This window comes from Cyanobacteria bacterium GSL.Bin1 (genome assembly GCA_009909085.1).
In the GTDB taxonomy this organism is placed as follows: Bacteria; Cyanobacteriota; Cyanobacteriia; order Cyanobacteriales; family Rubidibacteraceae; genus Halothece.
The window spans coordinates 18,574-45,048 of sequence record JAAANX010000182.1; the positions used below are offsets into that span (position 1 = coordinate 18,574).

The 26,475-nt window shown below is 43.2% G+C and carries 26 protein-coding genes and 1 pseudogene; 18 read left to right on the plus strand and 9 right to left on the minus strand.

Annotation, left to right across the window (positions count from 1 at the left end; all coding sequences use genetic code 11):
• Positions 1-226 precede the first annotated feature (226 nt).
• The 4 genes from GVY04_20735 (at position 227) to GVY04_20750 (ending at position 3,092) form a co-directional block, all read left to right on the plus strand.
• Positions 227-889, plus strand: a complete 663-nt coding sequence (locus tag GVY04_20735; protein ID NBD18463.1) for a deoxyribonuclease V — start codon at positions 227-229, stop codon at positions 887-889.
• Between the two features lie 82 nt (positions 890-971).
• On the plus strand, positions 972-1,433 hold the full coding sequence (locus GVY04_20740) for a DUF2214 family protein (protein ID NBD18464.1): 462 nt from the start codon (positions 972-974) through the stop codon (positions 1,431-1,433).
• 101 nt (positions 1,434-1,534) lie between these two features.
• Positions 1,535-2,497 carry a lipopolysaccharide heptosyltransferase family protein gene (locus GVY04_20745; GenBank protein NBD18465.1) on the plus strand — a complete coding sequence of 321 codons (963 nt, stop codon included), beginning with the start codon at positions 1,535-1,537 and terminating at the stop codon, positions 2,495-2,497.
• A complete protein-coding gene (locus tag GVY04_20750; protein NBD18466.1) occupies positions 2,490-3,092 on the plus strand; it encodes an HAD-IIIA family hydrolase in 603 nt (200 codons plus the stop codon). Before GVY04_20745 ends, GVY04_20750 begins: the two co-directional genes overlap by 8 nt.
• Positions 3,093-3,333: 241 nt before the next feature.
• Here GVY04_20750 and GVY04_20755 read toward each other — a convergent pair whose 3' ends face one another.
• The gene (locus tag GVY04_20755) at positions 3,334-3,624 is read right to left on the minus strand and encodes a Nif11-like leader peptide family natural product precursor (protein NBD18467.1); all 291 of its coding nucleotides are present in this window, start codon (positions 3,622-3,624) and stop codon (positions 3,334-3,336) included.
• 431 nt (positions 3,625-4,055) lie between these two features.
• Between GVY04_20755 and GVY04_20760 the strand changes: the two genes are divergently transcribed.
• From GVY04_20760 to GVY04_20770, 3 genes are all read left to right on the plus strand, one after another.
• A complete protein-coding gene (locus tag GVY04_20760) occupies positions 4,056-4,826 on the plus strand; it encodes a pantothenate kinase (GenBank protein ID NBD18468.1) in 771 nt (256 codons plus the stop codon).
• A 324-nt stretch (positions 4,827-5,150) separates the two neighbouring features.
• Positions 5,151-7,118 (plus strand): hypothetical protein, encoded by a 1,968-nt coding sequence (locus GVY04_20765; protein ID NBD18469.1) that lies wholly within the window; start codon positions 5,151-5,153, stop codon positions 7,116-7,118.
• Between the two features lie 64 nt (positions 7,119-7,182).
• Positions 7,183-8,724: a hypothetical protein gene (locus GVY04_20770; protein NBD18470.1), complete on the plus strand. Its 1,542-nt coding sequence runs from the start codon at positions 7,183-7,185 to the stop codon at positions 8,722-8,724.
• Between the two features lie 38 nt (positions 8,725-8,762).
• Here GVY04_20770 and GVY04_20775 read toward each other — a convergent pair whose 3' ends face one another.
• The 3 genes from GVY04_20775 to GVY04_20785 all read right to left on the minus strand — a co-directional run bounded on the left by GVY04_20775 (position 8,763) and on the right by GVY04_20785 (position 11,643).
• Positions 8,763-10,178 (minus strand): FAD-dependent oxidoreductase, encoded by a 1,416-nt coding sequence (locus GVY04_20775; GenBank protein NBD18471.1) that lies wholly within the window; start codon positions 10,176-10,178, stop codon positions 8,763-8,765.
• Positions 10,179-10,247: 69 nt separating this feature from the next.
• Positions 10,248-11,330, minus strand: a complete 1,083-nt coding sequence (locus GVY04_20780) for a threonine-phosphate decarboxylase (GenBank protein NBD18472.1) — start codon at positions 11,328-11,330, stop codon at positions 10,248-10,250.
• Between the two features lie 25 nt (positions 11,331-11,355).
• Positions 11,356-11,643 carry a DNA-binding protein gene (locus GVY04_20785; protein NBD18473.1) on the minus strand — a complete coding sequence of 96 codons (288 nt, stop codon included), beginning with the start codon at positions 11,641-11,643 and terminating at the stop codon, positions 11,356-11,358.
• A gap of 413 nt (positions 11,644-12,056) precedes the next feature.
• Between GVY04_20785 and GVY04_20790 the strand changes: the two genes are divergently transcribed.
• Entirely contained in the window at positions 12,057-12,956 is a 900-nt protein-coding gene (locus GVY04_20790; protein NBD18474.1) for an AEC family transporter, read from the plus strand.
• Between the two features lie 55 nt (positions 12,957-13,011).
• On the opposite strand, the gene GVY04_20795 is transcribed toward GVY04_20790, so the two are convergent.
• The gene (locus GVY04_20795) at positions 13,012-13,260 is read right to left on the minus strand and encodes a DUF4926 domain-containing protein (GenBank protein ID NBD18475.1); all 249 of its coding nucleotides are present in this window, start codon (positions 13,258-13,260) and stop codon (positions 13,012-13,014) included.
• 390 nt (positions 13,261-13,650) lie between these two features.
• Here GVY04_20795 and GVY04_20800 point away from each other — a divergent pair, with 390 nt between their 5' ends.
• The 6 genes from GVY04_20800 (at position 13,651) to GVY04_20825 (ending at position 21,105) form a co-directional block, all read left to right on the plus strand.
• Entirely contained in the window at positions 13,651-15,966 is a 2,316-nt protein-coding gene (locus tag GVY04_20800) for an NACHT domain-containing protein (GenBank protein NBD18476.1), read from the plus strand.
• Between the two features lie 145 nt (positions 15,967-16,111).
• Positions 16,112-16,294, plus strand: coding sequence for a CsbD family protein (locus GVY04_20805; GenBank protein NBD18477.1), 183 nt, complete (start codon positions 16,112-16,114; stop codon positions 16,292-16,294).
• A gap of 223 nt (positions 16,295-16,517) precedes the next feature.
• Positions 16,518-16,787, plus strand: a complete 270-nt coding sequence (locus tag GVY04_20810) for a GlsB/YeaQ/YmgE family stress response membrane protein (protein ID NBD18478.1) — start codon at positions 16,518-16,520, stop codon at positions 16,785-16,787.
• A gap of 77 nt (positions 16,788-16,864) precedes the next feature.
• Positions 16,865-17,443 carry a DNA starvation/stationary phase protection protein gene (locus tag GVY04_20815; GenBank protein ID NBD18479.1) on the plus strand — a complete coding sequence of 193 codons (579 nt, stop codon included), beginning with the start codon at positions 16,865-16,867 and terminating at the stop codon, positions 17,441-17,443.
• A 309-nt stretch (positions 17,444-17,752) separates the two neighbouring features.
• Positions 17,753-18,841 carry a glycosyltransferase gene (locus GVY04_20820; protein NBD18480.1) on the plus strand — a complete coding sequence of 363 codons (1,089 nt, stop codon included), beginning with the start codon at positions 17,753-17,755 and terminating at the stop codon, positions 18,839-18,841.
• Positions 18,842-18,849: 8 nt separating this feature from the next.
• A complete protein-coding gene (locus GVY04_20825) occupies positions 18,850-21,105 on the plus strand; it encodes an amylo-alpha-1,6-glucosidase (GenBank protein NBD18481.1) in 2,256 nt (751 codons plus the stop codon).
• A gap of 248 nt (positions 21,106-21,353) precedes the next feature.
• On the opposite strand, the pseudogene GVY04_20830 reads toward GVY04_20825, so the two are convergent.
• The 4 genes and pseudogenes from GVY04_20830 to GVY04_20845 all read right to left on the minus strand — a co-directional run bounded on the left by GVY04_20830 (position 21,354) and on the right by GVY04_20845 (position 23,502).
• Positions 21,354-21,860 (minus strand): annotated as a pseudogene (locus GVY04_20830) (hypothetical protein).
• A gap of 139 nt (positions 21,861-21,999) precedes the next feature.
• Positions 22,000-22,197: a phycobilisome degradation family protein gene (locus GVY04_20835; protein ID NBD18482.1), complete on the minus strand. Its 198-nt coding sequence runs from the start codon at positions 22,195-22,197 to the stop codon at positions 22,000-22,002.
• 101 nt (positions 22,198-22,298) lie between these two features.
• On the minus strand, positions 22,299-22,619 hold the full coding sequence (locus GVY04_20840; protein NBD18483.1) for a ssl1498 family light-harvesting-like protein: 321 nt from the start codon (positions 22,617-22,619) through the stop codon (positions 22,299-22,301).
• A 307-nt stretch (positions 22,620-22,926) separates the two neighbouring features.
• Positions 22,927-23,502 (minus strand): hypothetical protein, encoded by a 576-nt coding sequence (locus tag GVY04_20845; GenBank protein ID NBD18484.1) that lies wholly within the window; start codon positions 23,500-23,502, stop codon positions 22,927-22,929.
• Between the two features lie 149 nt (positions 23,503-23,651).
• Between GVY04_20845 and GVY04_20850 the strand changes: the two genes are divergently transcribed.
• The 4 genes from GVY04_20850 to GVY04_20865 form a co-directional block, all read left to right on the plus strand.
• Complete coding sequence (locus tag GVY04_20850) at positions 23,652-24,392, plus strand: alpha/beta fold hydrolase (GenBank protein NBD18485.1); 741 nt, start codon at positions 23,652-23,654, stop codon at positions 24,390-24,392.
• 152 nt (positions 24,393-24,544) lie between these two features.
• On the plus strand, positions 24,545-25,327 hold the full coding sequence (xth, locus tag GVY04_20855) for an exodeoxyribonuclease III (protein ID NBD18486.1): 783 nt from the start codon (positions 24,545-24,547) through the stop codon (positions 25,325-25,327).
• Positions 25,328-25,569: 242 nt separating this feature from the next.
• Positions 25,570-26,145 (plus strand): colanic acid biosynthesis acetyltransferase WcaF, encoded by a 576-nt coding sequence (gene wcaF / locus GVY04_20860; protein ID NBD18487.1) that lies wholly within the window; start codon positions 25,570-25,572, stop codon positions 26,143-26,145.
• A partial coding sequence (locus GVY04_20865) for a permease (protein NBD18488.1) occupies positions 26,142-26,475 on the plus strand: 334 nt, incomplete at its 3' end. The genes wcaF and GVY04_20865, both read left to right, overlap by 4 nt.

The following is a 26,475-nucleotide window of genomic DNA, read 5'->3' on the forward strand; positions in this document are numbered from 1 at the left end:
TGTGGATTTCATTAATGACTAATGCTACCGAAGGAGCATCATTGTAGCTGCTACTGATGTTGCTGCCACCGGTGCGAGTAAAAAAGTCGTTAGAGCCATCACTAAATTTTGCGACAGAGGAGGCTTAAAGTCGTTTAACTGGTAAATCCTCGCAGATTAGTATTAAGCTCATCTAACATAAAGATTAAGAAAGTGTTATACACAAACCAGATTGACAGTTGGCGTGATGGAATCCTCGCAATCTCTCTCTTATGCCAGCGCGATCGCGCTGCAAAAAGAATTATCCCCGCAAGTCATCACTTATGACCAATTTCCGCAACCGATTCGCTACGTCGCAGGCGTTGATGTGGGATTTAAGGATCACTATCGCATAACGCAAGCAGCTGTTGGGGTGTTGAGTTTTCCCACGTTAGAAAAAATCGAATCCGCGATCGCGCAATCTCCGACGACCTTTCCCTACATTCCTGGCTTACTCTCGTTTCGCGAAGTACCAACAATCATCCAAGCCCTAGAAAAACTCGAAACCCCCCCAGATCTAATTATTTGTGACGGACAAGGGGTGGCGCACCCGCGACGGTTTGGTCTGGCTTGTCACCTCGGCGTATTAATCAATCAACCCACCATTGGTGCAGCAAAATCCCGCTTAGTCGGCACTCATGAAGAACTGAGTCCCGAAAAAGGCGCCTGGGTTCCCCTCTGGGATAATGGAGAAATTATTGGCGCTGTAGTGAGAACGCGCACCAACGTCAAACCGCTTTACGTTTCTGCAGGACATCGCATTAGCCTCCGTAGCGCCATTGATTTGGTTCTCGCTTGTACGCCCAAGTATCGCCTTCCCGAAACCACCCGCTGGGCAGATCAACTGGCGTCTTTACCGGTTCATGATTAGACCAAACTCAGCACTTGTACACTAAATAATTGTTATATTGCTATATGGTTATTTTATTGGAAATAGGAGTTAATTTAAGATCATGTGGGATAGCGCGATCGTTGCTTATATCCATTATTTGAGTTTTGGAATTGTTCTCGCTTCACTAATTGTCGAACGACACACCTTTAAATCAGAACTGAGTGTTCGGGAAGGATGGGTGATTCTGATTGCCGATGGAATTTATGGGACGGCTGCCACTGCCCTCCTTGCTACGGGGGTTTTACGCTTATTGTACTTTGGTAAAGGCACCGAATTTTATACGCACAATCCGGTATTTTGGGCAAAAATCGTCGTTTTTTTCGCTGTCGCTCCCCTTTCCCTATATCCGACGATTTCTTATTTGCTTTGGCTGGGGAAGCTACGGCAAAATTGTCCTCCGAAACTGACGCCTTTTCGGACCAACCTGATTAAGTGGATGATTAACGTTGAACTGGTGGGATTTAGCAGCATTCCCCTGTTAGCCTCGATGATGGCGCGCGGGATCGGTTTAGAGTGGTTTTAGGCGGCAAACCTGATCAAAATCCAAGTTATGCGTGCTAATGGACTGCTGTGCCATTAAAATTAACTTGATTGCAACAACGGAATTAAAATTTAGCCCTGATCATGCGTATTCTAACTCTTGTCCCCGGAGGAATTGGGGATCAAATCTTATTTTTCCCGACCCTCGCTGACTTGAAAAACGCCTATCCTCAATCCCAAATTGATGTTTTAGTGGAACCCCGCGCTAAATCCGCTTATCGGGTGTGTTCTCATGTCCATGACGTGTTGGTTTTTGATTACAAAAATCGGAATAGTTTAGCGGATTATTTGAATCTGTTAGGGATTATTCGCGATCGCGAGTATGAAGTTGCCCTCACCTTGGGTCGTCGCTGGACAGTGGGCTTTTTACTGTGGTTAAATGGCATTCCGGTGCGAGTCGGTTATGAAAGTGCTGGAAAAGTGTTTTTATCCCATACGGTTCCGCTGAAAACCGAACAATATGCTGCTCAGATGTACCATGACTTGCTACAAGGGTTAAAGATTAGTACTCCTTGTCCCCCCCTCAAAATTAATGTTCCCAAAAGTGACATTCAGTGGGCGGAACAGGAACAGCAACGTCTGGACATTAAAGATGGCAACTATGTTGTGATTCATGGTGGATCCAGTCAACTGGCGCAAGACAAAGGCATTGATAAAATTTATCCGGTGACGAAGTGGCAGCAGATTATTGCCGATCTGCAAAATAAACAGCCGAATTTGCCCATTGTTTTGGTGAAAGGACCAGAAGATGAAATGTGGGTCGAACAACTCTTACAAGTGAACCCTAACTTAAAAGTGACCAGTCCGCCCGATATTGGCAAACTCTCAGCAATGATTGCAGGAGGGAGCTTAATGCTATGTACTGATAGTGCGCCCATGCACTTAGCGGTTGCTGTGGGCACTTATACCATTGCCCTTTTTGGTCCTACTGACCCGAAAAAATTATTGCCACCGGGCAATTCGTCCTGCATTGGGATAAAATCTCCTACAGGCGCGATCGCTGATATTGAAGTTAATTCTGTCCTTGAAAAAATTTGGCGTGGCTAAACCAGCAGTTTTTCTTGACCGTGATGGAGTTTTAAACCAAGAAGCCGGGTATCTCCATCAGGTCGAAGATTTACATCTTATCCCAGGCGCAGCAAAAGCAGTGCGTCTTCTCAATGACCATCAAATCTTCTCTTGTCTAATTTCTAATCAGTCCGGACCGGCTCGCGGTTACTACTCTACGGATCATGTGGAAGCGCTTCATGAACGCTTGGAGAAACTGCTGGCAATGGAAGCAGGAGCGGCTTTAGATGCCCTGTACTATTGTCCCTATTTGAGTCCTTCTGCAGGCGGGACCAATCCTGAATTTACTGCTTGGAGTACCTGGCGCAAACCGAATACAGGAATGCTGGTTGCTGCTGCTTGGGAATATGATTTAGATTTACAAGCCAGTATTGTGGTTGGAGACAAAGCAACCGATATTGACTTGGCTCACAATGCGGGGGCAAAAGGTGTCTTAGTCCAAACCGGTTATGGGAAAGCAGTTACCCAAGGTACCTACCAGCACTCGACTGTTCCTAATTACACGGCTGAAAATTTATTAGAGGCTGTACGCTGGATCCTTCAGTGGGATGACCCGATGAAGAGAAGCGACTGAAGAGACTTTTGTGCCCTCAACTCGGTATTAGCTAGGTCTATTCAATTCAATCGCCTCTATTCGATCTTTAACGTTCTGTGGTCTGTCTTCTGTGTCTTCAGTTAATAAAGCTTGATTTTAAATAATTGCAAGCAGAAAACACGCTTCAAGGAGTAGCTATTTGTCAAATATCTCAACACCTGAGTTCATCCCCACCCCGATCATCCGCAGCCAATTCAGAAGAGCCGCTAAGTTCTAATCATTATCGATTGGAATAGGAATCACCACTAAAGGGTTGTACCCCAATGGTTGGATAATCATCATGAGCAGGGCTAAACAGCTCGAGCACTGCTTCTGCTAGCGCGCCAAAAAATCCTGGCTGCTTTTGCAATTCCGTTAATGCTTCCTCAACATGCTCAGAGGAAAAGTTATAGCCGGCTTCCTGGCCAACTTTTACCACTTCATCTTGGGTTGCACTCGCTTGTAATTGTTCCTTAAGCTGCTCATCTTTAGCCGCTTCAGACAAAAAATTCAGTACATTTTCTTTCGACATGATTAAAAATAATATTAAGTTAACTAACTACACTTCTATTATGACAAGAATCGCTTAGATGTTAACAAAACTTCATAGAATGATTTCTAATGTTTGTCGCAAAACAGTTTAATGTTTATCTATTTTATGAGCTTGATGAACAGTCAAACTACACCTTTAAATAAACAGTAAAATAACTTCTAGCAATTCCTCAGATACTCTACTGGCATAATTTCTGAGCATTTTTTAAAAACTCGTAATAGTAATAAAACCATAAATAGAGACTTGTACCAAGCTGTCAATTCAACAAATAAGAATTAAGGTTTTTGAACTACTTAACGTAATTAAAAGTGATATAAATCATACAAAAATACTGTTCTCAATAAAGAATTTGGAAGAAGATTTGAACATTGTTATTTTGCACCCGTTTAAGGTCGTGATTAGTTAAAGCATTGCAAAATCCATTTGACTCCCACTCCGATTACAACTTAGCTCTCATTATTGGTAACTCTCGCTTACATTGGGGATGTTTTTACCAAAACCAACTCCTGCAAACTTGGCATAGCCCACATTTAGAACAACCAGTCATAGGTTTACCCACGCATTTATTCCCAGCTGACGTTGCTCAATTGCTTTCGGAACCAGTGTCCGTTTATTTAGTTTCTGTTGTCGCTGAGCAAACAAAACTCTGGGAGACGTATCCTCATAAAATCATTATTACTCGAGAGGAGATTCCTCTTTGTAATACCTATGCGACATTGGGCAGCGATCGCGCGCTTTGTGCTTATGGTGCAGGAGAAACCTACGGTTATCCCGTCTTAGTAATCGATGGGGGAACCGCTTTGACTTACACGGCAGTGGGGAAACAACGTGACTTTTTGGGGGGCGCTATTCTACCCGGCTTAAGGCTACAGCTACAAACCTTAGGACAACAGACAGCAGCCCTGCCTGAAATTACCGTACCGGATGCGTTACCGCCCTTATGGGCAAGTACTACCGCAAGCGCGATCGCGAGTGGCATCATTCATACTCTGATCAGTGGCATTGATCATTACGTCACTGCTTGGCGGAAAAAACAATCGGATGCAGTCGTCGTCTTAACGGGTGGAGATGCGATTCGGCTTCATCGTTATCTCCAAGAAAACGATCCTGCCCTTTCTCAACAGATAATTGTTGATCAAAACTTAATGTTTCACGGGATGGCTCACTTCATTCCACGCTAGGCTCAATAACTCATCTGTTACAACAAAAACGAACCGCTGGCAGTATTCACTCCGTAAATTTATAGAAATTAATCGTTTTATTGCTACTCTTTGACACTTGCGGATTTAGGATTTAGCCGTTGTTAAACTACTTCCTATAATGAGTTTGTCAAAGATTTAACATTACTAAAATCTCATGACTTGGAATGGATTTGCGATTGCGTTAGCGGTCCCGAAACCTTTATCTAGTAAAGGATCCCGTCCCGCATTTGAGGGATTGATGACGGTGATGAAATATCCCTTTACTGATCACGATAGTCATGAACTCAACGGGTTGAGGGAACTATGGCCAACATTGATCATTCTCTATCCAAGCGCCTAAACGATGCAGCGGCTCGTTACCAGTCTCATGCCGGAGAACGCCATCGTGCTGAGCGCATACTGCAAGGCAAAGATTGGGATTGGAGAAAAATTGAGACCCCAACCCGCGTCTTAAGGCGAATGCAGGCGTTAGGTCTGGAGTCCTTAGCTGGTGAAATAATGAGTGGTGTCACTGCTCCTGAATCAATTCGCCGTCCTCATGTGCAAGTTGGTCTTCTGGAGCGAATTTTAGAAGAAAATGACCTTTTATCCTCCCGTTTTCTCCATTTAGGGAGTCAATTTGCAGAAAGTGTTTGCAAAATCGTGATTCGGCGCAGCGGTAGGATCCTGGGCTCAGGGACAGGGTTCATGATCTCGCCGCGTCTCCTCATGACCAACAACCACGTTCTAGAAAACAAAATGAATACTCGCGACAGCACCCTCATTTTTGACTATTACCAACGGCGCAGCGGGATCACAGGTCCTACCCTTGAGTTCAGGTTGGAACCGGAAACCTTCTTCATGACCGATCAAGCCCTTGACTATACAGTGGTAGCAGTGCGAGAAACTTCTCCAGAGGGAGTCCCCATTGCTTCACGGGGCTATATTCCCCTCATTGTTGAATCGGGTAAGGTCTTGATCGGAGAACCCGTGAATATTATTCAACATCCCAGCGGTGGACCTCAGCAAATCGCGATTAAAAATAATACAGTTGTTGATCGAGTCGATGACTATCTCCATTACCAAACCGACACCCAACCCGGTTCTTCGGGTTCCCCTGTATTGAATATGCAATGGGAACTAGCGGCATTGCACCACAGCGGTGTTCCGAAACAAAACGATCAGGGTCAGATTTTGCTACAAGATGGCAGTGTTTGGAATGGGACACAGGCTGACTTAGATCGAATTCAATGGATTGCTAACGAGGGAGTCCGCATTAGCAGCATTGTCGCCGATATTCAAAATAAGCTTGCCAACGATCAAGAAACTGCTCTCTTTGAAAGCGCCCTGATCTCAACGTCTGCAGCAAGACCGGTTTCCCCGTCCATCAAAGTCGTCCCTTTATCTACCGGCTTACAAGGGGAAGCCGTCTCAAAAGAGGATTGGAGCGATGAGCAACTTGATCGTTTAACACCGGAACAAGTGGCAACTTGGGTTGCTCAGTTAGAATCTCACTCGCTGGAGACAACCTTGGAATTCAACCTCACCGAGGAGGCAATCGTTTCCGAAGGAGATTCTTGGTTTGATTATGCCCCTGCTGGTCTCGATATTATTTCCTGTTTGAAAATTTTCCATCGCTACCCGATTTATAACGTTGCTGAAGCTGGTGATACTCTCGATAACATGGCTTGGGGAACCGAATATAAGAAAAGAAATTGGCAGCGTCGCGAGCCACCACTTGAAGAAACTGTGCAGGCGATCCAACAATATCAACCTCGGATTGTCTTGCTTTCTGGGGGCGGTAATGATGTTGCCGGTCAGGAATTATCAGCTCTTTTAAATCACAAAAGTTCGGGACTCCCCATACTACGCAAATCCTATATTGACTTTTTATTCGATGACTACTTCAAGCGGGCGTATCAAACTATTATGCATCGCATTTGGGAAGTTGATGCTGATATCCAGATTGTGACGCATGGTTACGGCTACCCGATTCCCGATGGTCGGGCTGTGATTCGGGTTTTCAATTTTTCTTGGATCGGACCTTGGTTACGACCGCCCATGACGGAGAAAGGTTACACCGATCGCGCTGTTCAAACACAGATTATTAATCATCTAATTGACCGACTTAACGAGATGCTTCAAGAGATTGCCAATGCTGATTCACGAGTGCATCACTTAGATTTACGGGAAGCCATCAATGACGACGATTGGGCAAATGAATTGCACCTCAAAAATAGCGCTTATCGTCGAGTAGCAAAGCAGTTTCACGATTTGATTAGGGGCTTGTAATCGCCCAGGCGCCACGACCACGGTTGTCTCAAAAAATACTCTCTCACACGACTTGGAGTTGACAATGCTGAAATTTTTCCTGTGTTTGTTCCTCTCACTTGCTACGTTATTCACAGTCTGTCCTTACAATGCGTTGGCTGTTGATGCCATTAACGGTGGCGATATTATCTACTTTGTGCTTACGGATCGCTGGCGGGATGGCGATCCGAACAACAACCAAGCTGTCGATAAATCCCAGCCCAAGTTCTATCACGGTGGCGATTTTGAGGGCATTATTCAGTCGATTCCTTATCTGAAAGATTTAGGAGTGACAACGTTGTGGGTTACACCGGTTTATAAGCAAATTGGCAAAATTGGTCCCAATGAAGACCCCTCTTTTTCCTATCATGGCTACTGGTTTTCCAACCCCAATCGCGTCGATCGCCATCTCTACAGTGGTGATCTTTACCCAGAAGGGGATTTACGTTACTTTAAGGACTTTGTGAACAAAATGCATGCTGAAGGCATCAAGGTCATCTTAGATCTGGTCTTTAACCATACCGGTTATCATAATGATGCTTATGATGCAGAAGTCGCTGCCCATCCAAAAGAAACCATTCGCGATGATTGGTTTAATCGTGGCGGTAGCGGCGAAATTAAGGGGACGCTGGCTGGATTGCCTGATATCAATCATGATCTCGTTGATGTTCGAGATTTTTTTATTAAGAACACAGCCGCTTGGATCGATTGTGGGATTGATGGCATTCGACTCGATACCACCAAGCATCTCGAAGATGCCCTATGGCAAGACTTGAAAAAAACGATTTGGAGTAAATATCCGAATCTGATTTGGATTGGAGAAGTCCTCTTATTCGATGTTGGGACCTTAGCCTCCTATCAAAATGACGATGGACTTGATAGTGTCTTTGACTTCGCTTTTTACCAAACCATCAAGGATACGTTTATCTACAATGCCTCGATGGAAAAATTTGCAAAGAAAGGATTATTTCCCAATGAACCTGATGGCTTATTCGACTTGGATCGACTCTATCGCGACCCCAACTTACTGGCGACAGTAACCGATAACCATGACCTGAGTAGCCGAATCCTGACGGCGATTAAAGGGCAATATGGTGATACGGACAAAGCGCAAAAGGTAATGAAGCTGATGTTTGGCTTACAGTTCACTACGCGAGGAATTCCGAAAATTTATTACGGAACGGAAGTGGGGTTAGAAGGATATAGCGATCCTGATAATCGTAAGGATATGGATTTTAGCCGTCAGGGGAGCGATCTTTATAACTTTGTGAAGCGTCTGATTGCCATTCGTAAAGGGAGTGAAGCCCTCCAGTATGGAACCCTCACCACCCTCTATTCCGATCAGTTCGTTTATGCATTTCTGCGCCACTACGGAAATGAAGAAAAAATTGTCGTCATTAATAATGGGCTAGAGGAAATGCCGAGTCCCTTATCGATCGCGATCGCGACGAACACCAATCTTCCTTCGGCTGTGAAGGAAAGACTCAACAACAGCACTCTCACTGATGTGCTGACGGGTCAAACCTATTCTCTCACCGATTCATTTGCCATTGCGTTACCTGGAAAAGGGATGGCGATTCTGGAATAATGCATCAATCATCGCGATCGCGGTCAGAAAATACCTAATCACCGCATCCAATTGCGCCGGATGAGAAAATAACGCTTTCTCAATTCTCGCCACAAGGGATGAGTTTGGTAATACCAATCATCCCATTGTTGCACGGCTTTTGAGATTAATTCTGAGATACTGGGTGCAGGAAACGAGACAGTTGCCAGTTGTTTCATCTTGATCTTTTTCGCCATCGCGATCGCGATTAAACTGACTAAACTATCAGCATTCTTCCCTAAAATATGTCCCCCTAAAATTTCACCATTTTGATAGACAATTATTTTGAGTAATCCCGTTGTTTCTGACTGGACAATACTGAGAAGATTCGTCTTAAAATATTCTTCAATGACAACCACTTTTTCGCCAAAGGCTCGTTTAGCTTGTGCTTCTGTCATTCCCACTCTGGCTAAGGGCGGATGGGTTGACATCAAACAAGGAATGTCTTGATAGTTTACTGTATGGCGAGGAAAAAATAAAATATTTTTGAGTGCAATTTTTGCTTCGTATTGACCTAAATTCAGAAAAGAATAGCCACCAATAACACTGCCACAGGCATAAATTTTCGGATTGGTAGTTCGTAGCTTTTCATTGAGTATTAAACTGTGTTTTCTCGACTTGACATTAACTCCTTCTAAATTTAATCCTTCTAAGTAGGGTGCTGTTTCCGGAACAATAATTAATTGATCGGTTTTAATCGCATGTTTGCCCAATTGCAGCCATTTTTCTGTTTCAATCTCCTTGCAATCAGAAAGGGGGCTCGACTTTAAAAGATGGATACCATCTGCTTCAAGTTGGGCTTGTAATAAATAACTAATCGTTTGATCTTCTGTGGAAAAAAGTCGAGACTTTTTAATAGCTAATGTAATATTTTTCTTCAGTCTTGCGAGATTTTGAGCAAGAGTAACCGCAGACGGGCAATCACCAACGATGGTCAAATTTTGCGGTAAGTTGGCTAAGTCTTGCTTTTTTCTTAAATCACTGACCGTCAAATACCCCATTTGGGATAAATTAGGAAGGTCAGGAAACATGGGAATGGTTTCCGTCGCGATTAAATAACCACGGGCACGCAACATTTCCTGCTTCACGACAAAAGCTTGTTGGGGTAAGCGAGAAAATTCTCCTTTCCCCTCAATGACATCAACGCCTTGTGCCGCCAATTTCACTAGGGCGGTTTCTTCTTGAACTATCTCAATGACTTCTTGTGTCCATTGTCGATAGGTGGCGATTGGCAGTGTTTCTAAAGGCTGGATATTTCCCCAGGATTCAGCAATTTGCGTTAACTGCCCGAGGGTAAAATGATAAAGCCAGTTCGCTTCTGCACAGAAGGAAATTTCTTGTGTCACAAGGGCAACTCGCGCTTCCCACAAAACCGCCATCAGCGCGGCATATCTCCCCACTGGCGTATTGCCAATAACAATTACATCGTATTTCATTATTTGTTAGTCATTGGTCATTAGTCATTAATCATTAATCATTAGTCATTAGTCATTAGTCATTAGTCATTAGTCATTAGTCACTGCTAAAAGAGCTTGTTGCAGTTTCTGATTTTCTTCGGGGTGACGAATCGCGATGCGGAAATAGCCCTCGCCCAATTCGGGAAAACTGAGACAGTCACGGATCAGAATTTGAGAGTGTTTCAACAGTTCGGCTTGCAATTGAGAGGCACGGAGATCGGTGGCGACAAGAAAGAAGTTTGCTGCAGTCGGAAGCGGGGATAAGCCCGGAATGCTTTTTAAAGCTTGATAAAAGCGCGATCGCGCTGTGGCTAGCCATTGCCATGTTTTTTCTTGAAAAGCCGTATCTTGAATAACCGCGATCGCTGCCTCCTCGGCTAAGCTGTTTACAGACCAAGGATCGCGCCATTGCTGCCACTGTTGTAATCGTTGCGGATGAGTAAGCGCATAACCGATGCGAAGTCCAGGCAGGCTATAAAATTTTGTCAGCGATCGCAGCACAACCAAATTGGGATAGTGTTCTACATCTGCGAGCAAACTTTCTTGGTCATCGGGCGGTAAAAAATCCATAAATGCTTCATCGACCACAACTAAAGCAAACTGTTCTAAATAAGGCAAAATCTCCCTCCGAGAGAACAGTTGACCGGTGGGGTTATGGGGGTTATTTAATAACAGCCCACAATTTTTTATCGCTGGTGGCTCGAAAATCAATGGTTGCTTCTGCATCGGGTTTTGCAGCATTCCCTCTACCTCAAGAGGACAGGGCGTAATTTTTGCCCCAAACGCCTCTAAAGCGCGAGTATAGTCCCGAAAACCAGGTTTCAGCACATAAACTGTCTCTAATCCTGCTAATTCGCGCCCAACCCAAGTCAGTAATTCTGCTGCCCCATTTCCTGGTAAGATCCACTCGGGTGCTAAATGATGCCATTTCCCCAATGTTTCTCGCAGTTGGACATAATTGGGGTCAGGATAGTGTTTTAAGCGATGAAGCCCCCGTTGGATCGCACTGATCGCACTATCAGGGGGACCCAGGGGGTTAATGCTAGCGGAAAAATCCAATATCACAGAGGGGGAACATCCCGCGATTTGGGCTGCCCAGTTTAAGTTCCCTCCGTGTATTGGTCGTGTCATAACAGTTTAACTCGATTAGGGGTGATTACTTTTTATCCTCAGGCGCAACCCGTTCCTTAAATAATTTCCCAGCAGAAAAAGCAGGGACGGAGGTTGCAGGAATTTCCATTTTATCCCCTGTTTTGGGATTGCGACCTTCCCGGGCTTTCCGTTCCCGACGTTCAAAAGAACCAAAACCAACCAAGGTTACTTTTTCCCCTTCCGATACCGCTTCCATAATGGTTTCTAGGGCAGCAGTCAGGACAGCGTCGGCTTGTTTTTTCGTTACAGTTGCGCGATCGGCAATTTTATCGACTAAATCACCTTTATTCATGGTTAATCTCCTAATTTGAGGTTGTTTCTCTACGATAACGGCAGATTGCTTGCGCTTAACAAGTTTTCTTTGCATTTACTAACATACACGTTTAGCAAGGCAATGAATAAAAGCCTAGGATACATATATGTTCTATGTTTCACTGCATCATTCTAAACTCTGATTGCCCATTGTGGATCGTCAAAACCATTAAATTAAGTACATTTCGGGATTTTTTTACGTTTTGAAACTTAAAATCGTGATTTGTATTACTAAAAAAATGAAAATTCCATGCGAGTGCTTAACAATTTCGCGACAAACGATTAACAATTCCTATCTTTTGCCATCATGTTTGGCTAAGCATAATGAATCATAAGTCCTCAAACCTTGAGGAAACCTTAAAAATTACTCAACCTCTAAATTAAGTTCCCCGAATGACTGTTCTTTTACCTGCTGTTGTCCCGGTGGCGCTGATTATTTTGATCGGCGCGATCGCGCAACGCTATCTCTCCCTTGACCGCACTACCCTTTCTCAACTCGCCCTCTATATTCTGATTCCAGCTTTGGTGGGAGATAAATTATATCGCACCACTGTCTCTCCCCAGGGAGCAATGGGATTAGTCACTGGTTTCGTCATCACTTCTGCTTTATTGTATTTGATCGTGTTAGGAATCAATTATTCGGTAAAGCCACCCGCAACAGTGGGAAAAAGCCTCCTTGCTACGACAATTTTTGGCAATGTGGGCAATCTAGGACTCCCCTTGAATAGTTTTGCTTTTGGCGATGGTGGATTAGAACGAGCAATTATTTGCTTGATTACCTCAGCAATTCTTTTATTCGGCGTTGCCCCTGCTGTCATTAAAGGCGGAGGCTGGCGCTATGGTATCAGCATGACCTTCAAATTACCCTTATTCTGGGCGATGATTGCCGGGATTACGTTTCATCTCCTGCAAGTGGAATTTCCCTATCGTTTAGATGTGGGCATTGAACAGTTAGGACGAGCGTCCATTCCCATTGCTTTACTCATTTTAGGGATGCAATTAGCGAGTACTCGTTTTGCCCTGGGAAAATATGAACTGTTGGCATCGGGGTTACGATTATTAGTTGCTCCCGCGATCGCGCTTGGCGTCGGATTATCATTATCATTAACCGGACTTGATCTCAAAGTGTTAGTTCTACAAACAGCCATGCCGGCGGCAGTGAATACCGTCTTGATGGTCGGGGAATTTGGGGGCGAAGCGGATCGCACCGCCCGGACAGTGGTCGTTTCTACCTTGTTGAGTTTTATCAGTTTACCCCTAATTTTGGGGATTCTGACCGAACTGGTAGGCTAGCCAGTTGGATAGTGGTCGCCGGTCAAAAACCCCACTGTTTCCAAAGCATCATCGGTCATGTTTTCTGAATCAGTTGTCGGCTGCTTAAAATGTCCTTGTCACTTAATTGTTTAATGGCGGAGATAGGAACCGTTATGACTTTCAGTGATTCGCCAATAGCGTTAAATACTTCTAAAACACAGCCCATTTCACCTCCTGTGGGGTGAGGAACAAAATCGATCAGTGTAGCAATATCTCCTTGTTGGAGTTGGTATTCAGGAAAGTTACGGGTTAGTGCAACTTCTTGATAGAGTTCTAAATCCATGATTCTATCCTCGATAAGGTTTTAGGGTTATAAAGTAAAACTTATTGTCAATTTTGCGTTTTTGCCAAACTGTAATAACAGGTAACTTTCGATTGTTGATTCCTTTTAGTTCGCCAATGACTTGCTAATATGTTCCATATTCGTCGATCACATCAATTCGCCTCTGTCAAAATAACTTGAATGCCCTCATTGTGATGTCTCGCTGTCTTATCACTTTGCCCGTCGTTATCGCTGGCAAATCTTGTTAAAGTTTCCCCCTGAAACGTTCGTTAAGTGAATATTATTTAGATGAGTTAGAAGCATTATGGCAACAAGCCAAAAAACAGCTATAGTAAAAGTACCTTTCTTTGTGTTTACCTAACGCACACATCAGGACTTCATATCAATATCATGGCTAAGCGATCGCTGCAAGCGTCTCCCGCTGGCATTCAACAGGCGAAACGTGCCTTTGCTCTTATCGGGTGGACTCAAGACAATTTAGCCGCAGAAGTTAATCTCAAAACCCGTCAACCAATCTGGCGATTTTTTACCGGAAAACCCGTAGATCGGCAGGTTTTTATGGAAATTTGTCATGTTTTAGATTTAGATTGGCGAGAGATTGCGCTCAATCCACCAACAGAATTTCCTGAAGTCGATAATCCCCCTCCCCCCTTAGATATTGATCAACTGGTTCAACAAGCGCGATCGCAGCACCGAGATACCATTCAACATCGCTGTGGCATTCTCCAACTCCTCGACATCAACTATCCGGTGCGAATTGATGATATTTATGTCGATGTCAATATTTTAGAAACGGTACAAAATCAACAATCATTTGAACTCACAGCGCTCAATAACTTAGAGCCCACAGAATTTGATCGCGTTGGATTAGGCTTAGTGGAACAAACCCAAATCCCGGGAATGCAAGCCGTCGAAATCCACTCCAAATTGAGAGTCTTAGGAAGACCGGGAGTCGGGAAAACCACATTTTTACAACATTTAGCCATTCAGTGTAATCAAGGGAACTTTGCTGCCGAACAAGTGCCAGTGTATATCACCTTGAGAGAGTTTGCAGAATTTGCCAAACGTCAAGGGGACTTTAGCCTCTTCAACTATATCCGCAAAACCTTTGCTACCTCTGGCATTTCCAATCCATCTGTTTTAGAAACGCTGCTCACCCAAGGGCGAGTATTGATCTTAATGGATGGGATGGACGAAGTCAGAAGCCAAGACATCACCCCCATTATTCAAGAAATTCGAGCTTTCTCCGATAAATATCATCGCAATCGCTTTGTCGCCTCCTGTCGAACCGCCGCCCAAAAGTTCTGCCTCCGTGGTTTTACAGATGTGGAAATTGCCCCCTTTACGGAAGAACAAATTACCACTTTTGCCCACAAATGGTTTACCCTACTCAGCAGAACCGCAACTCCCTCCGGAAAAGCCCAAGCCGCTCAATTTATTCAAAAACTCGAATCACCAGAAAACTGGAAATTCCGTCAACTCGTCGAAACCCCACTTTTTCTACATCTTGCTTGTTGGGTATTTCACGGAGAAGGGAAACTTCCCAGTAAGCAGACCACCTTTTATAAACAGGGGTTAGATCTCCTACTGGGAAAATGGGATGAAACCAAAGGCGTGGAACGGGATAACGCCTATCGAGAGTTTCGATTACCGCAAAAAATGAAACTACTGAGTCAACTGGCAGCGATTACGTTTGAAAAAGGACAATATTTTTTCGAGCAACGCACCATTGAACAATACATTGAAGATTACTTACAAAATCTGCCAGATACAAACCTCGACTCAGAAGAATTACAACTGGAAAGTGAGGCAATTCTAAAGTCCATTGAGGCTCAACATGGACTCCTTATCGAACGAGCGCGAGGCATTTTTTCCTTTTCTTACCTCGTATTTCAAGAATATTTGACAGCCCGAAAAATTGTCGCTACTCATAATCTTCGATCATTAGAAAACGCCTTAGGAGAATTAGCTCAACATATTACTGATCCCCACTGGCATGAAATTTTCCTGCTGACAGCGTCGATGTTGCGCAGTGCTGATTCTCTTGTCCAGTTAATGAAACAAGAAATTGATGCCCTTGTTGCTGACGATCCCTATTTGCAAAAATTCTTAGAGTGGGCGAACCAAAAATCTCAAACGATTTCCACTGAACCCAAAATAGCCACCAACCGAGCCTTTTACCTGACTCTGGCACAAAACTCTCACATAGCCGATCATTTTGCCTTAGCTAGTACCTTGGATCAAGGAATCTTCTTAGATGCTGCTTTAGAAAACTTTCTGACTGAATTTGCCCTGGATCAAAATCAGAGTTTTGCCCATATCCAAGCCTGTCGAGAAGCCCTTAGCAATATCTTAGTGATGGTTCGAGATAATAGCTTTTATAAAGCCTTGCAACAACTAAAAAATGAACTACCCACCTCCAATTACAGCGAAAAAGCAATACAAACTTGGTGGCAACAGAATCACTCTAACTGGAAGGAGCGGTTGCAGGCTACAATTACTGATGAGCGCAATATCCACCATCCTTGGGAGTTTAATGCTGAACAACAAATAATCTTAAAATGCTATTACGATGCCAATCAGTTATTAGTGGATTGTTTGAATAGTAACGCCGAGATTACAAGCACCATTCGCCAAGAAATTGAAGCGACATTACTGATGCCCCAAAAAGAACTCGAAGACCGAGAATGGCAGGGCAATAATTAATTATAACTACGTATATTTTAAATGGGTTGAAATCATATCAACCAATTCACTCAGAAAATCGAACCTCTACCTGTCATCGTTAGATTTAGATATCGGAGAATCAACTCCAGTATCTAATTTGAAAGTTACTAAGGAGCCTAATGATATGGGTTTACAAGATAAAGCGAAAGCAGCAGTCAAAAAAGTCCAAGGTAAGGTTCAAGAAGCAGCAGGCGATGTGACTGACAATCATGAAGCTCAGGCTAAAGGAAAAGCCAAACAAACAGAGGCAGAAATGAGTGAATCTGTTGAAGATGTCAAAGATAAAACCAAAGACGCTATTGACTAGTCAATTAGATGCTCTGTTAGTGATTAAAGAGAGCATAAAACGTTCTTCCTATCGCGAAATAGCAACATTTATAACATCAGGCTAGCATTCTTCCTAGGTTTCTAGCTAGATCACTATTCTGAGCTAGAAGCCTAGTTATCAATAAAATCACGCTTTCTTTCCTTCGCGATTACAACAATCTAAGAAATAATCAGCATTCAACTTAATTTAAAGGACTTTGACTATGAATATTATTGCTTGGATTATTTTAGGACTATTAGCCGGCGCGATCGCGAAAGCAATTGTCCCCGGTCATCAAGGAGGAGGTTGGATAGCAACCATGTTATTAGGGGTTATTGGAGCTTTTATTGGTGGAACGTTGCACACATTAATACAAACTGGATCTCTCATATTAATTGCACCACAATTAAGCATTTTTGGGTTAATTCTGGCTGTAATTGGGGCAATTATTGCAATTTTTCTTTATGGACTGGTATCCCGCAAAGGGACTTAAGGGATTTAAATGATCCATATTCGCTATGGCAAAGCAAAAGGCAAACGTAAAAACACGGGAATCAAGTCATTAACATTATGTTAAAAACTGTGACCATCAGTAGATTATCCATGCAGCCAATCAATATGGGACTGATCAATGAGGAATGTCAAGACATGATTGATCTAATTAACCAGAGTTTAATGATTACTTACAGTTATCTAGTGTTGGTTAAAACCCGAAGATATCACCGGGAGATGGTGGGGAAACAATTACAATTTATGTCCCTTTACAAATCTTGGAAAGAGCATTGTCACGCCCTAATTGTCGAAATTGATGAAGTTGAGGAGCAGATTATCTTATTAGGGAGCAATCCCAAAGGAATCATGGAAGGAATTGCCAGAATTGCTTCATTTAAACAACAAGCAGAGAGAATTCCTGTTGCCATCGCTATTATCTCTCAACTCCTAAAAGATCATGAAGAGATCGTAGGTAAGTTATGCCAATATTATGATTACTATAATAATCAAACTCAGAATTACAAAACAGCTGAATTTTTAGACCAATTAATGAGGCAGCATCAAAAGATTGCTGGAATGCTACATTACTTTCTAAAAGGAGCCTCCGTTGCATCCAATCGTCTCCAGTCAGAGGGTCTTCGGAAAATAGGTTTATAAACCTGCTCATCAATTTTCTAATTTATTAGTTGCTAATTGCGCGATCACGATGTTTTCTTGTGCTCGCTATGGTCTTGGCGAATTAGAATTTGTTTGCATCTTAGCTTATTGAATATTTTTCACGTTTTGCGATGTCATTTTAATCTAATCCCTTAGAGACAGTGAGAATAGGTTTTTAAACTCTAAGATAGAAGAAGAGATCATTCAGTATTATCACTTAATCCATAAAAGTTGGATTCATCTCAGGCGTCAAAAATTTACACCTAAATAGCTAGACTGTAATCCCTTCGTTTCAGGAAATTAATCATAATGAAGATTGCTCAACTTGCGCCGTTATGGGAAAAAGTGCCTCCGATTACTTATGGAGGAACTGAATTAGTGGTTAGTTTACTAACAAATGAATTGGTGCGACGGGGTCATGAGGTCACACTTTTTGCTGCCGGAGATTCCGAAACCCTCGCCAAACTTGATCCTTGCTGTGACCAATCTCTACGCAACTCAGACGTTCCTAGTTCGCAGTATAATCTCTATGAGCAAATGCAACTGAGCAAAGTTTTTACTCAAGCCCAGGACTTTGATCTCCTTCATTCTCATCTCGGTTACATGAGCTTTCCCTACGCGAATTTAAGTAAAACCCCAGTGGTGCATACGCTACATGGCATTATTCCGACATGGATGGAACCCATTTTTCAACAGCATGGGCAGCAAAATTTTGTTAGTATTTCCAATTCGCAACGCCGACCCGAATTAGGTTTAAATTATGTGGGAACGGCGTATAACGCGATCGCGCCGCAAGGATTTGAATTTTATCCTCAACCCAATGATCCCCCTTACCTTGCCTTTCTCGGCAGACTTTCCCCGGAAAAAGGCCCCTATCTCGCCATCGAAATTGCCAAACAAACCGGATATCAATTGAAAATCGCCGGCAAAATTGATGTTGTGGATCAAACCTTCTTTGAACAAGAAATTGCCCCTCATCTTGACGGTGAACAAATTCAGTTTCTGGGAGAAGCCAATCACGAACAGAAAAATGTCCTCATGGGAGGCGCGATCGCGACACTTTTTCCGATTCAGTGGCGAGAACCCTTTGGATTAGTCATGATTGAATCTCTTGCGTGTGGAACGCCGGTCATTGCCATGGCAATGGGATCAGCACCAGAAGTCATTACCCATGGTGTCACTGGGTTTCTCTGTCATAGTGTTGCTGAGTGTGTTATTGCTGTTTCACAGTTAAACCAAATCTCTCGTTACGCCTGTCGTGCCAGAGTTGAAGAAAAGTATAACTTCAAGCGCATGACCGATGACTACGAAGCCATTTATCAAACGATTCTGCAAAAGAAACAACAAGGGAATGGTCGCTTGCAAATCCCCGCAATTGCCATGAATGCCACCAAATAGGAGAAAAAATGTCCCCAGAAATCCTTCCCCTTCATCTCATCGAATCTCATGGTAGAACCTTTGCTGAAGCCGAACAAATACCCCTCCCCGAATGGCAATGTAGTCAAACTGAACGCCTCCAACCCACCCTCACCCTAAAAGCAGACGACATTTTCTTAATTACCGACACCGTTGGCAATATTACCTGTCAAAATGAGCAAGTGGATGTCAGCTTAGGACTCTTTTGCAAAGATACTCGCTTTCTCAACCGTCTAGAATTTCAAATTGAAGGACATCCCCCCATTCTCCTCAGTAGTACCGCGCAGGAAGGGTTTGCTCTCTCTGTACTTTGTACCAATCCTTACTTACCGAATCACTTAAAAGCAGAAACGATTGGGATCAAGCGCGATCTCATGTTACAGGGAGGACTTTTTGAAGAAATTACCCTGACCAATTACAACACTGAAACGGTTCAGTTTCAAATGAGCCTCAGTTTTAACGCTGATTTTGCCGACCTATTTGAAATCCGAGGACGGGTGCGCCCCCAAGTGGGACAGTTAATGCGACAAGTCATTCCAGAACAAGTAAATAGTGATAATATCCAATTCTTAGTTGAGAAAACAGGAGAATTCATCTTAGCGTATCGAGGCTTAGACCAAGTTTTAATGGAATCACGGATTCAATTCTCTCATCAGCCTCCGAATCGTTTCCAAGGCTACACAGCAATTTGGGATTTGACATTGAAGGCTCACGAAACACAGAAAATTGGTTATCGGTTACAACCTATGCTTGATAATCAATCTGCTTCTGTTGTTAGCGCACCGATGACCTTACAGCAAGCTCATGGTTCAGCCGTCAATGAACAAGCGCAATGGCATCAGGATATTACTCAAATTCGGACGGATAATCGAGCCTTAAACCAAATTATTGAACGTGCCGAAAATGACATTTATTTGTTGGGTCAAACCTTTGGCGAGGGAAAAATTCTATCTGCTGGAATTCCTTGGTTTGCCACTTTATTCGGTCGTGACTCCCTTATTGCGGCTTGGCAAACCCTTATTTTAGCCCCCCAAATTGCTCGGCAAACCTTGCTGACACTTGCAGAATATCAAGGAAAAGTTGATAATCAGTGGCAAGAAGAAGCACCCGGGAAAATCCTCCATGAACTGCGCTTAGGAGAAATGGCGCGTTGTGGAGAAGTGCCTCATACTCCCTATTATGGGACGGTGGATTCCACCCCCTTATGGTTAATTCTCTATTGCGAGTATTATGCTTGGACGAATGATGAATGGTTGCTTAACGAGTTGTGGGACAATGCTTTAGCGGCAATGGCTTGGATTGACCGTTTTTGCGAAGAAAATGGCTATTTGTATTACCATTGCGAATCTGCGGGCGGATTACAAAATCAAGGTTGGAAAGATTCAGGGGATTGCATGGTTGATAAAGAAGGCAATTTGGCAACTGGTAGTATTGCCCTCTGTGAAGTTCAAGGTTATATTTATGCGGCAAAAATGCGCCTTAGCCAACTCGCACCCCTAAAACAACGCCATGATCTCGCAGAACGATGGTATAAGGAGGCACAAGCGCTTAAAGCAAGATTTAACTCAGACTTTTGGCTTCCCGAACAAGGGTATTACGCCCTCGCCCTTGATGAAAATAAGAAACCCCTTGATAGTATTACTTCTAACCCTGGTCACTGTCTGGGATTAGGGATTTTCGATTTGGACAAAGCCCGTAGTGTTGCTGAACGATTACAAGCTCCAGATTTGTTTAGTGGTTGGGGGATTCGTACTCTGAGCAGTCTTTCTCCTGCCTATAATCCCATGGGCTATCATTTAGGCGCAGTTTGGCCCCATGATAATGGTCTCATTGTCACAGGATTACGATCTTTAGGCTTTGTGGAACAGGCTTTAGAAATTAGTCAAGCTATTATTGATATGTGTAGCGAGCAACCCTACCAGCGTCCCCCAGAATTATTTTGTGGGTACAAACGCACGCCCAACCGTTCTCCAGTGCGCTATCCTGTAGCTTGTTCTCCTCAAGCTTGGGCAACCGGAGCTATTTTCCAACTCCTGCAGTCGATGGTGAACCTAAAACCCAATGCCTCTGGCAATTGTTTACGGATTGTTCACCCCACCTTACCGGAATCTATCCAATCCTTATGTCTCAATAATCTGAAAGTGGGTGGTACTGTATTAGATTTAGAATTTGAACGATCAAATGGGGCAACTGCTTGTCGGGTGGTGCGGAAACGAGGAAATTTGAAAGTGGTCATTGAGGCTTAATTTAACGGAGATATATTTGGCGTTGCTGAATTAGAGTATGATATGGTAAGCGCGATCCCCGAAAGAGGGTGGCTTCGCCACATCGCGAACTTAAAACAGCAACCATAGGTCAAGTCTTATGCAGTAGTGCCTGTTCCTCCCAGATGCGATTTCGAGGAACTGGCGCGATGTTCCCTGCGGGAACCGGCTAAGCCATTGCGCAGATTAAATTTGATCATACCTTGATTCAGCAACGCCCGGTCAAGATACTAATTCACTTTCTGAGGTACTAGGTTGAGTAGTTCTTTTGGTGATGCCAGTAAATCAACCGCTACGAAGAAAATATTGTCTTGAGGATCGAGTAAAAACCGCCAGGCGATATTCATACCAACACTAGAACCAAACTAAGGCGTTTGGACTTTGCCTGTAAGTTTAATAGAGGTATAGCCCTCGTCCATTGACTCAATTCTGCCTCGCTCTGGTATCAATTTGAGTCCCTGGCATTCTTCCCCCATATAGGTGAGAATGGCTTGGCGACCAATAATTGGTTTTTGGAAGGGCGGTTGCAAAGCACCATTAGGAGCAAAATTGTTAGGCTCATCCATCGGCATCGAAATAGAACCCATGATATGAGTAATATTGAAGAGTACTCTGGGTCTGACATCAATGATAGTTAGGGCTGGTTCACCCCAATCAAGGCGCTGCTTCAGGGAACTAACACTGGACTGATTCTGAATTGGTTCGGGAAGAGGAATAAGATTAGAAAATACAGCCATGAGAAACCTTTGGTAATGTTTTGACTAAACCCTCAATGCAAGCATTGAAGGTTTTGACAGTTTGTAATTATCGATCGCATTCTTGATTGATGGAGACAGGATTAATAGCTCTTAAGTACGGTAATGCCTTTTGTCGAATTTATTTAGAGACTATGCCTGAATCTAGATTCCATTCATGCAGCAGAAAATGCTGATACATTTTTTCCTTAATCATCATTTGCCGATATAGATCGATTAATAATTCTTGAGCATGTTCGTGAGACAAATGCTGTACTTGAGCGGCAAATTTTTTGAGTTGAAATTCCTGTTCTAAAGATAATTGGGTTGGTTGATTCATTACTACTCTTGATGCCAAAACTAGGGCGAAAATGGTGGGATCGATTCTCGCTAGGTATTTAGGACTAAGATAAGAATTGAAATACCTAGCTTTGCTTATGTCTAGCTGACAGCAAATGAAATCAGTAAGCCAACAGTAATAAGTAGTGTAGCCCCAGCTCCCCAAAAGAAATAACGTTTTTGTTGTTCTGGGGATGGATAGTCTGCTTCAGATACATCGGGTTCAGTTGCGTAGTTATTGATGATACCTTCGTCATCAATAGTGTATCCACCTTTCAAAGACTTATTCAGGCATTGATTAATTTCTTCTTGTGTATTTGCTTGTATCTCAGCAGGGATTAATTCACTTCCATCACTAATATGATGCGCTATTACCTTATCTTTTTTAAGGGTGATGGTACTCGGAATATTTTGTTTTTTCATAATATAAGTATAACATTTTAAAAAAAACTTGCTTGAAATAATATCTTATGGTATTAAAAGATACAAATGAACACATCTTCTATCGCTTCGTTTTCTTGAATTATTGTTTGGATTGCTATCTTCAGTTGTTCCCAATTCTCTAGTCTAAACCCAGCCTGATTCAAATATTGGGACTTGTCATTTCTTTGCTTGAAAATTAGCAGATACTTGGTGGAGGGTAAGAATAGTGAGAGAATTTGGTGGCGAAGCTGATCGCGCTGCCCGGACTGTGGTCGTTTCTACCTTGTTGAGTTTTATCAGTTTACCCCTAATTTTGTGGATTCTGACCGAACTGGTGGGTTAGCCAATGGGGATAAGCTGCTGCGTCTTCTTTCGTGAAGGTTTCTGGGCAGTTTTGACCCACTTCCCACACAATTTGATACAAACTATCTTGGTCTCCAGTACTTTCTAAACCAAGGGTCCACCAGTTTTGCTCTTGGACGCGCAGTTGGGTTAATTCCAGATTACAAAATGCTTCCGGTGATAACACAAATTGACGTTGTAATCGCGCCTTTTCCACTGCCACCCAAGTCGGATCTTGCGGTAAAAAGTCTTGCATCCTCTCGGCTTCACACAGCCATTTCACCCACTGTTCCACAATGCCCTCTCCTTGTTGCCCTAAAGCAAGCGGAGGAAATTGTTGTTCTCGCCACTTCACTTCTAACCGTCCTTGGCGAAACTTGATATTCAAATAATCACAGGGCGCGATCAGTTGTAGATACCAATCGGTACGGGGGTCTGCTTCCTCTAATCGTTTCCCAGGGCAATCTTGATTAAACCAGCGACTCATTGAAAGTGGAATTTCTCCCTGCTTAAACCAACGCATTTCTAGTGTTCTTAACACCGTGACCTCCTCAAATTCATTCAATATTAAGGAATGATAACGATTCAGCTTCATCGGTTGCCTGAATTGCCCCCAAATCTGCTATTCTATATCTCATGCCTCTTATTGAACTTAATTTGCAATAATTAGCCGGAGTAAAAACGTTCCTCATGTCACAAAAAGCCCTTTGGATCAGTGTTAGTCCTACCCTAAAGCGATTTCACCGTCCCTTACAAACTTACCTTTCTCGTCAAGTTACCATTGAAGAATGGGCCTATCAGCAAGCAGAAGATGAACCTTGTAGCTTAGATATTCCCCTCACTTTATTGCATGATTATCTCAAATATGCCAATCATCCAGTCCATCTCCTCGGACACAGTACCGGCGGCGTCGTCGCCTTTCTCTATGCGCTGCGATATCCAGAACGGGTGCAATCGCTAACCCTGTTGGGCGTTGGGGTCAATCCTTTAATTGACTGGCACGCCCATTATTATACGTATCGTCAACTTTTATCTGCGTGTAGTCAGGAAATTGTCTTAGCGCAAATGGTACGAGCTTTATTTGGAGGGCAAGATCAAAAGCGCACCAAAGGATTTGTCAAACTCTTAGCCGGAGACTTACAAGCCACGCCTTCTCCCCACTCTCTGATGCAACGAAGTCGCCTCCAAGCCCAAACCATTACTTCTCCTTTATTCGTTTGTGGCAGTCAAGATGACGTTATTGTTGATCCCAATGCCCTCAACGGTTGGAAAAATTACTTTAAACCCACTGATCGCAATTGGGAATGTCGCACTGGACATCACTTCTTTCATTATTATCATCCCCAGCTAGTGGGAGATGCTATTCTCGATTTCTGGCAAAGTGTGGCATCAAACAGCAGCGCGATCGAGCAAACAGCGAAAATTGATTAAAGGTGAAACGAGGACGAATCTTTGACAAGTGATCTGGGAGTCACTAATAATAAAGTGGTGATTAAAGCTGGTGTGCGCTCTCTACGGGTCGATTTTCGACCTCAAAGCGAAACTCACGGCTAAAAGCAATCTTGCTGTTAATGAACTCAAACATGAAAATTGCCACCTGGAATGTCAACTCAATTCGCACTCGCAAAGACCAAGTTTTGAACTGGTTAAAACAACATGAAGTGGATGTTCTTTGTTTACAAGAAACGAAAGTCGTTGATGAAGATTTTCCAAGAACACCCTTTGAAGAATTGGGTTATTCAGTATACGTTTCTGGGCAAAAATCCTATAACGGTGTGGCAATCTTTAGCAAGCAACCTTTAGACTCTCCTGCGGCAGGTTTTAGCCCCATTTTGGGGGAAGATATTGCTGACCCTTACGATGAACAAAAACGCGTAATTAGTGGCATCATTAATGGGATTCGGATTGTTAATCTTTATATTCCTAACGGTAGCAGTGTGGGTAGTGAAAAATATGAGTATAAACTGGCTTGGTTTGAAATTTTAAAGCAATATCTTCAGCAGCTGGTCACAGAAACAGAAGTTTGTCTCTGCGGTGACTTTAATGTTGCGCCTGAGGACCGAGATATTTATGATCCCAAAGGAAAGGACAATCATATTATGTCTTCTCCTCCAGAACGAAAAGCACTGGAAATGATCAAGTCATTAGGTTTCCAAGATGCATTTCGCAAATTTAATCTTGAAGGTGGACATTATAGTTGGTGGGATTATCGCACCCGTGGCTTCTCTAGAAACCGAGGCTGGCGGATTGATCATCATTTTTTAACCCCAGGACTGTATCAAAAAGCAGCCAATTGTTGGATTGACATTGTTCCTCGTCAACAAGAAAAACCCAGTGATCATACACCCGTGATTCTTGAATTGTGATCGAAGATGATTATGTGGTCTGACAAATCCGATTCGGGAAATTGAGGAACTTTGGAGTCGCGCTGAGGTCAGTTAGGAAACAATAATCGTGCCCATCGCCACAATTGAAGCAATTGATTTCTAACTCACTGCTTTATCATTTAAAGTCAAATACCAATCATCATCAATCTAAGTCAAATCTTGATCGAGATGAATGGTACGAGATAAATAGTTGAGATGGGCTACCTCAAAAGGAGACGATCATGCAACTGAATCACTATACGACTGGTTCCTACACGCCTGGTGCTCCCTATTGGAAGCAACTTCTATGGTATTTTTTGGGAAGCCCGCTGCTCGAAAGTTACTGGATCCCTTTCTCTGCATTGAAAGTCCGTTTATTAATCGCATTTGGTGCAAAAGTTGGTTCCCAGGTCCGAATTAAGCCCGGTGTTCGGATTAAATTTCCTTGGCGACTCACCCTTGGTGATTATGTTTGGTTGGGTGAAAAGGCTTGGTTAGATAATCTTGCTCCGATTATCATTGAAAATCATGTTTGCGTTTCTCAAGGCGTCTATTTGTGTACCGGTAATCACGACTGGAGTGACCCTAACTTTTCATTAATTACCGCTGCCATTACTCTGGAAGAAGGGAGTTGGATCGCTGCTGGGGCAATCATTGGACCAAATGTCACGGTTGGTCGGGGAGCAGTGTTGGGATTAGGGAGTGTCACGGGAAAATCCCTTGCACCCATGACGATTTATGCCGGGAATCCAGCGCAACCGATTAAACAACGGTTCAGTCAAAATAGTACGAAACCAGAAAGAGCAAAATCGTTATGAATCAGTTAGGCAATAGTGTAACTCTTTTTCTGAGCTTAATTGTTGAAGCCTTTCCTTTTTTATTAATGGGGGTGATTCTATCTAGTCTTTTACTCCTCTTTATTGATGAAGCTAAACTGATTCATGTTCTGCCTAAAAATCCAGTTTTAGGAGCTTTAATGGGAAGCTTAGTGGGATTTCTTTTTCCCGTTTGTGAATGTGGAAACGTTCCCGTTGCCAGACGTTTACTCTTAGAGCGAGTACCGATTTCTGTGGCCATTGGCTTTTTATTAGCTGCGCCTACTATTAATCCGATTGTGATTTGGTCAACTTGGATTGCTTTTCGCGATC

What these genes read in the sequence shown, in the direction of transcription:
- GVY04_20735 (NBD18463.1), top strand. Translation starts at nt 227, where the DNA reads ATGGAATCCTCGCAATCTCTCTCTTATGCCAGCGCGATCGCGCTGCAA.
- GVY04_20755 (NBD18467.1), bottom strand. Translation starts at nt 3,624, where the DNA reads ATGTCGAAAGAAAATGTACTGAATTTTTTGTCTGAAGCGGCTAAAGAT.
- GVY04_20775 (NBD18471.1), bottom strand. Translation starts at nt 10,178, where the DNA reads ATGAAATACGATGTAATTGTTATTGGCAATACGCCAGTGGGGAGATAT.
- GVY04_20850 (NBD18485.1), top strand. Translation starts at nt 23,652, where the DNA reads ATGTCACAAAAAGCCCTTTGGATCAGTGTTAGTCCTACCCTAAAGCGA.
- GVY04_20810 (NBD18478.1), top strand. Translation starts at nt 16,518, where the DNA reads ATGAATATTATTGCTTGGATTATTTTAGGACTATTAGCCGGCGCGATC.
- GVY04_20745 (NBD18465.1), top strand. Translation starts at nt 1,535, where the DNA reads ATGCGTATTCTAACTCTTGTCCCCGGAGGAATTGGGGATCAAATCTTA.
- GVY04_20770 (NBD18470.1), top strand. Translation starts at nt 7,183, where the DNA reads ATGCTGAAATTTTTCCTGTGTTTGTTCCTCTCACTTGCTACGTTATTC.
- GVY04_20825 (NBD18481.1), top strand. Translation starts at nt 18,850, where the DNA reads ATGTCCCCAGAAATCCTTCCCCTTCATCTCATCGAATCTCATGGTAGA.
- GVY04_20790 (NBD18474.1), top strand. Translation starts at nt 12,057, where the DNA reads ATGACTGTTCTTTTACCTGCTGTTGTCCCGGTGGCGCTGATTATTTTG.
- GVY04_20740 (NBD18464.1), top strand. Translation starts at nt 972, where the DNA reads ATGTGGGATAGCGCGATCGTTGCTTATATCCATTATTTGAGTTTTGGA.
- xth (NBD18486.1), top strand. Translation starts at nt 24,545, where the DNA reads ATGAAAATTGCCACCTGGAATGTCAACTCAATTCGCACTCGCAAAGAC.
- GVY04_20840 (NBD18483.1), bottom strand. Translation starts at nt 22,619, where the DNA reads ATGAAAAAACAAAATATTCCGAGTACCATCACCCTTAAAAAAGATAAG.
- wcaF (NBD18487.1), top strand. Translation starts at nt 25,570, where the DNA reads ATGCAACTGAATCACTATACGACTGGTTCCTACACGCCTGGTGCTCCC.
- GVY04_20805 (NBD18477.1), top strand. Translation starts at nt 16,112, where the DNA reads ATGGGTTTACAAGATAAAGCGAAAGCAGCAGTCAAAAAAGTCCAAGGT.
- GVY04_20785 (NBD18473.1), bottom strand. Translation starts at nt 11,643, where the DNA reads ATGAATAAAGGTGATTTAGTCGATAAAATTGCCGATCGCGCAACTGTA.
- GVY04_20820 (NBD18480.1), top strand. Translation starts at nt 17,753, where the DNA reads ATGAAGATTGCTCAACTTGCGCCGTTATGGGAAAAAGTGCCTCCGATT.
- GVY04_20800 (NBD18476.1), top strand. Translation starts at nt 13,651, where the DNA reads ATGGCTAAGCGATCGCTGCAAGCGTCTCCCGCTGGCATTCAACAGGCG.
- GVY04_20795 (NBD18475.1), bottom strand. Translation starts at nt 13,260, where the DNA reads ATGGATTTAGAACTCTATCAAGAAGTTGCACTAACCCGTAACTTTCCT.
- GVY04_20835 (NBD18482.1), bottom strand. Translation starts at nt 22,197, where the DNA reads ATGAATCAACCAACCCAATTATCTTTAGAACAGGAATTTCAACTCAAA.
- GVY04_20780 (NBD18472.1), bottom strand. Translation starts at nt 11,330, where the DNA reads ATGACACGACCAATACACGGAGGGAACTTAAACTGGGCAGCCCAAATC.
- GVY04_20765 (NBD18469.1), top strand. Translation starts at nt 5,151, where the DNA reads ATGGCCAACATTGATCATTCTCTATCCAAGCGCCTAAACGATGCAGCG.
- GVY04_20815 (NBD18479.1), top strand. Translation starts at nt 16,865, where the DNA reads ATGTTAAAAACTGTGACCATCAGTAGATTATCCATGCAGCCAATCAAT.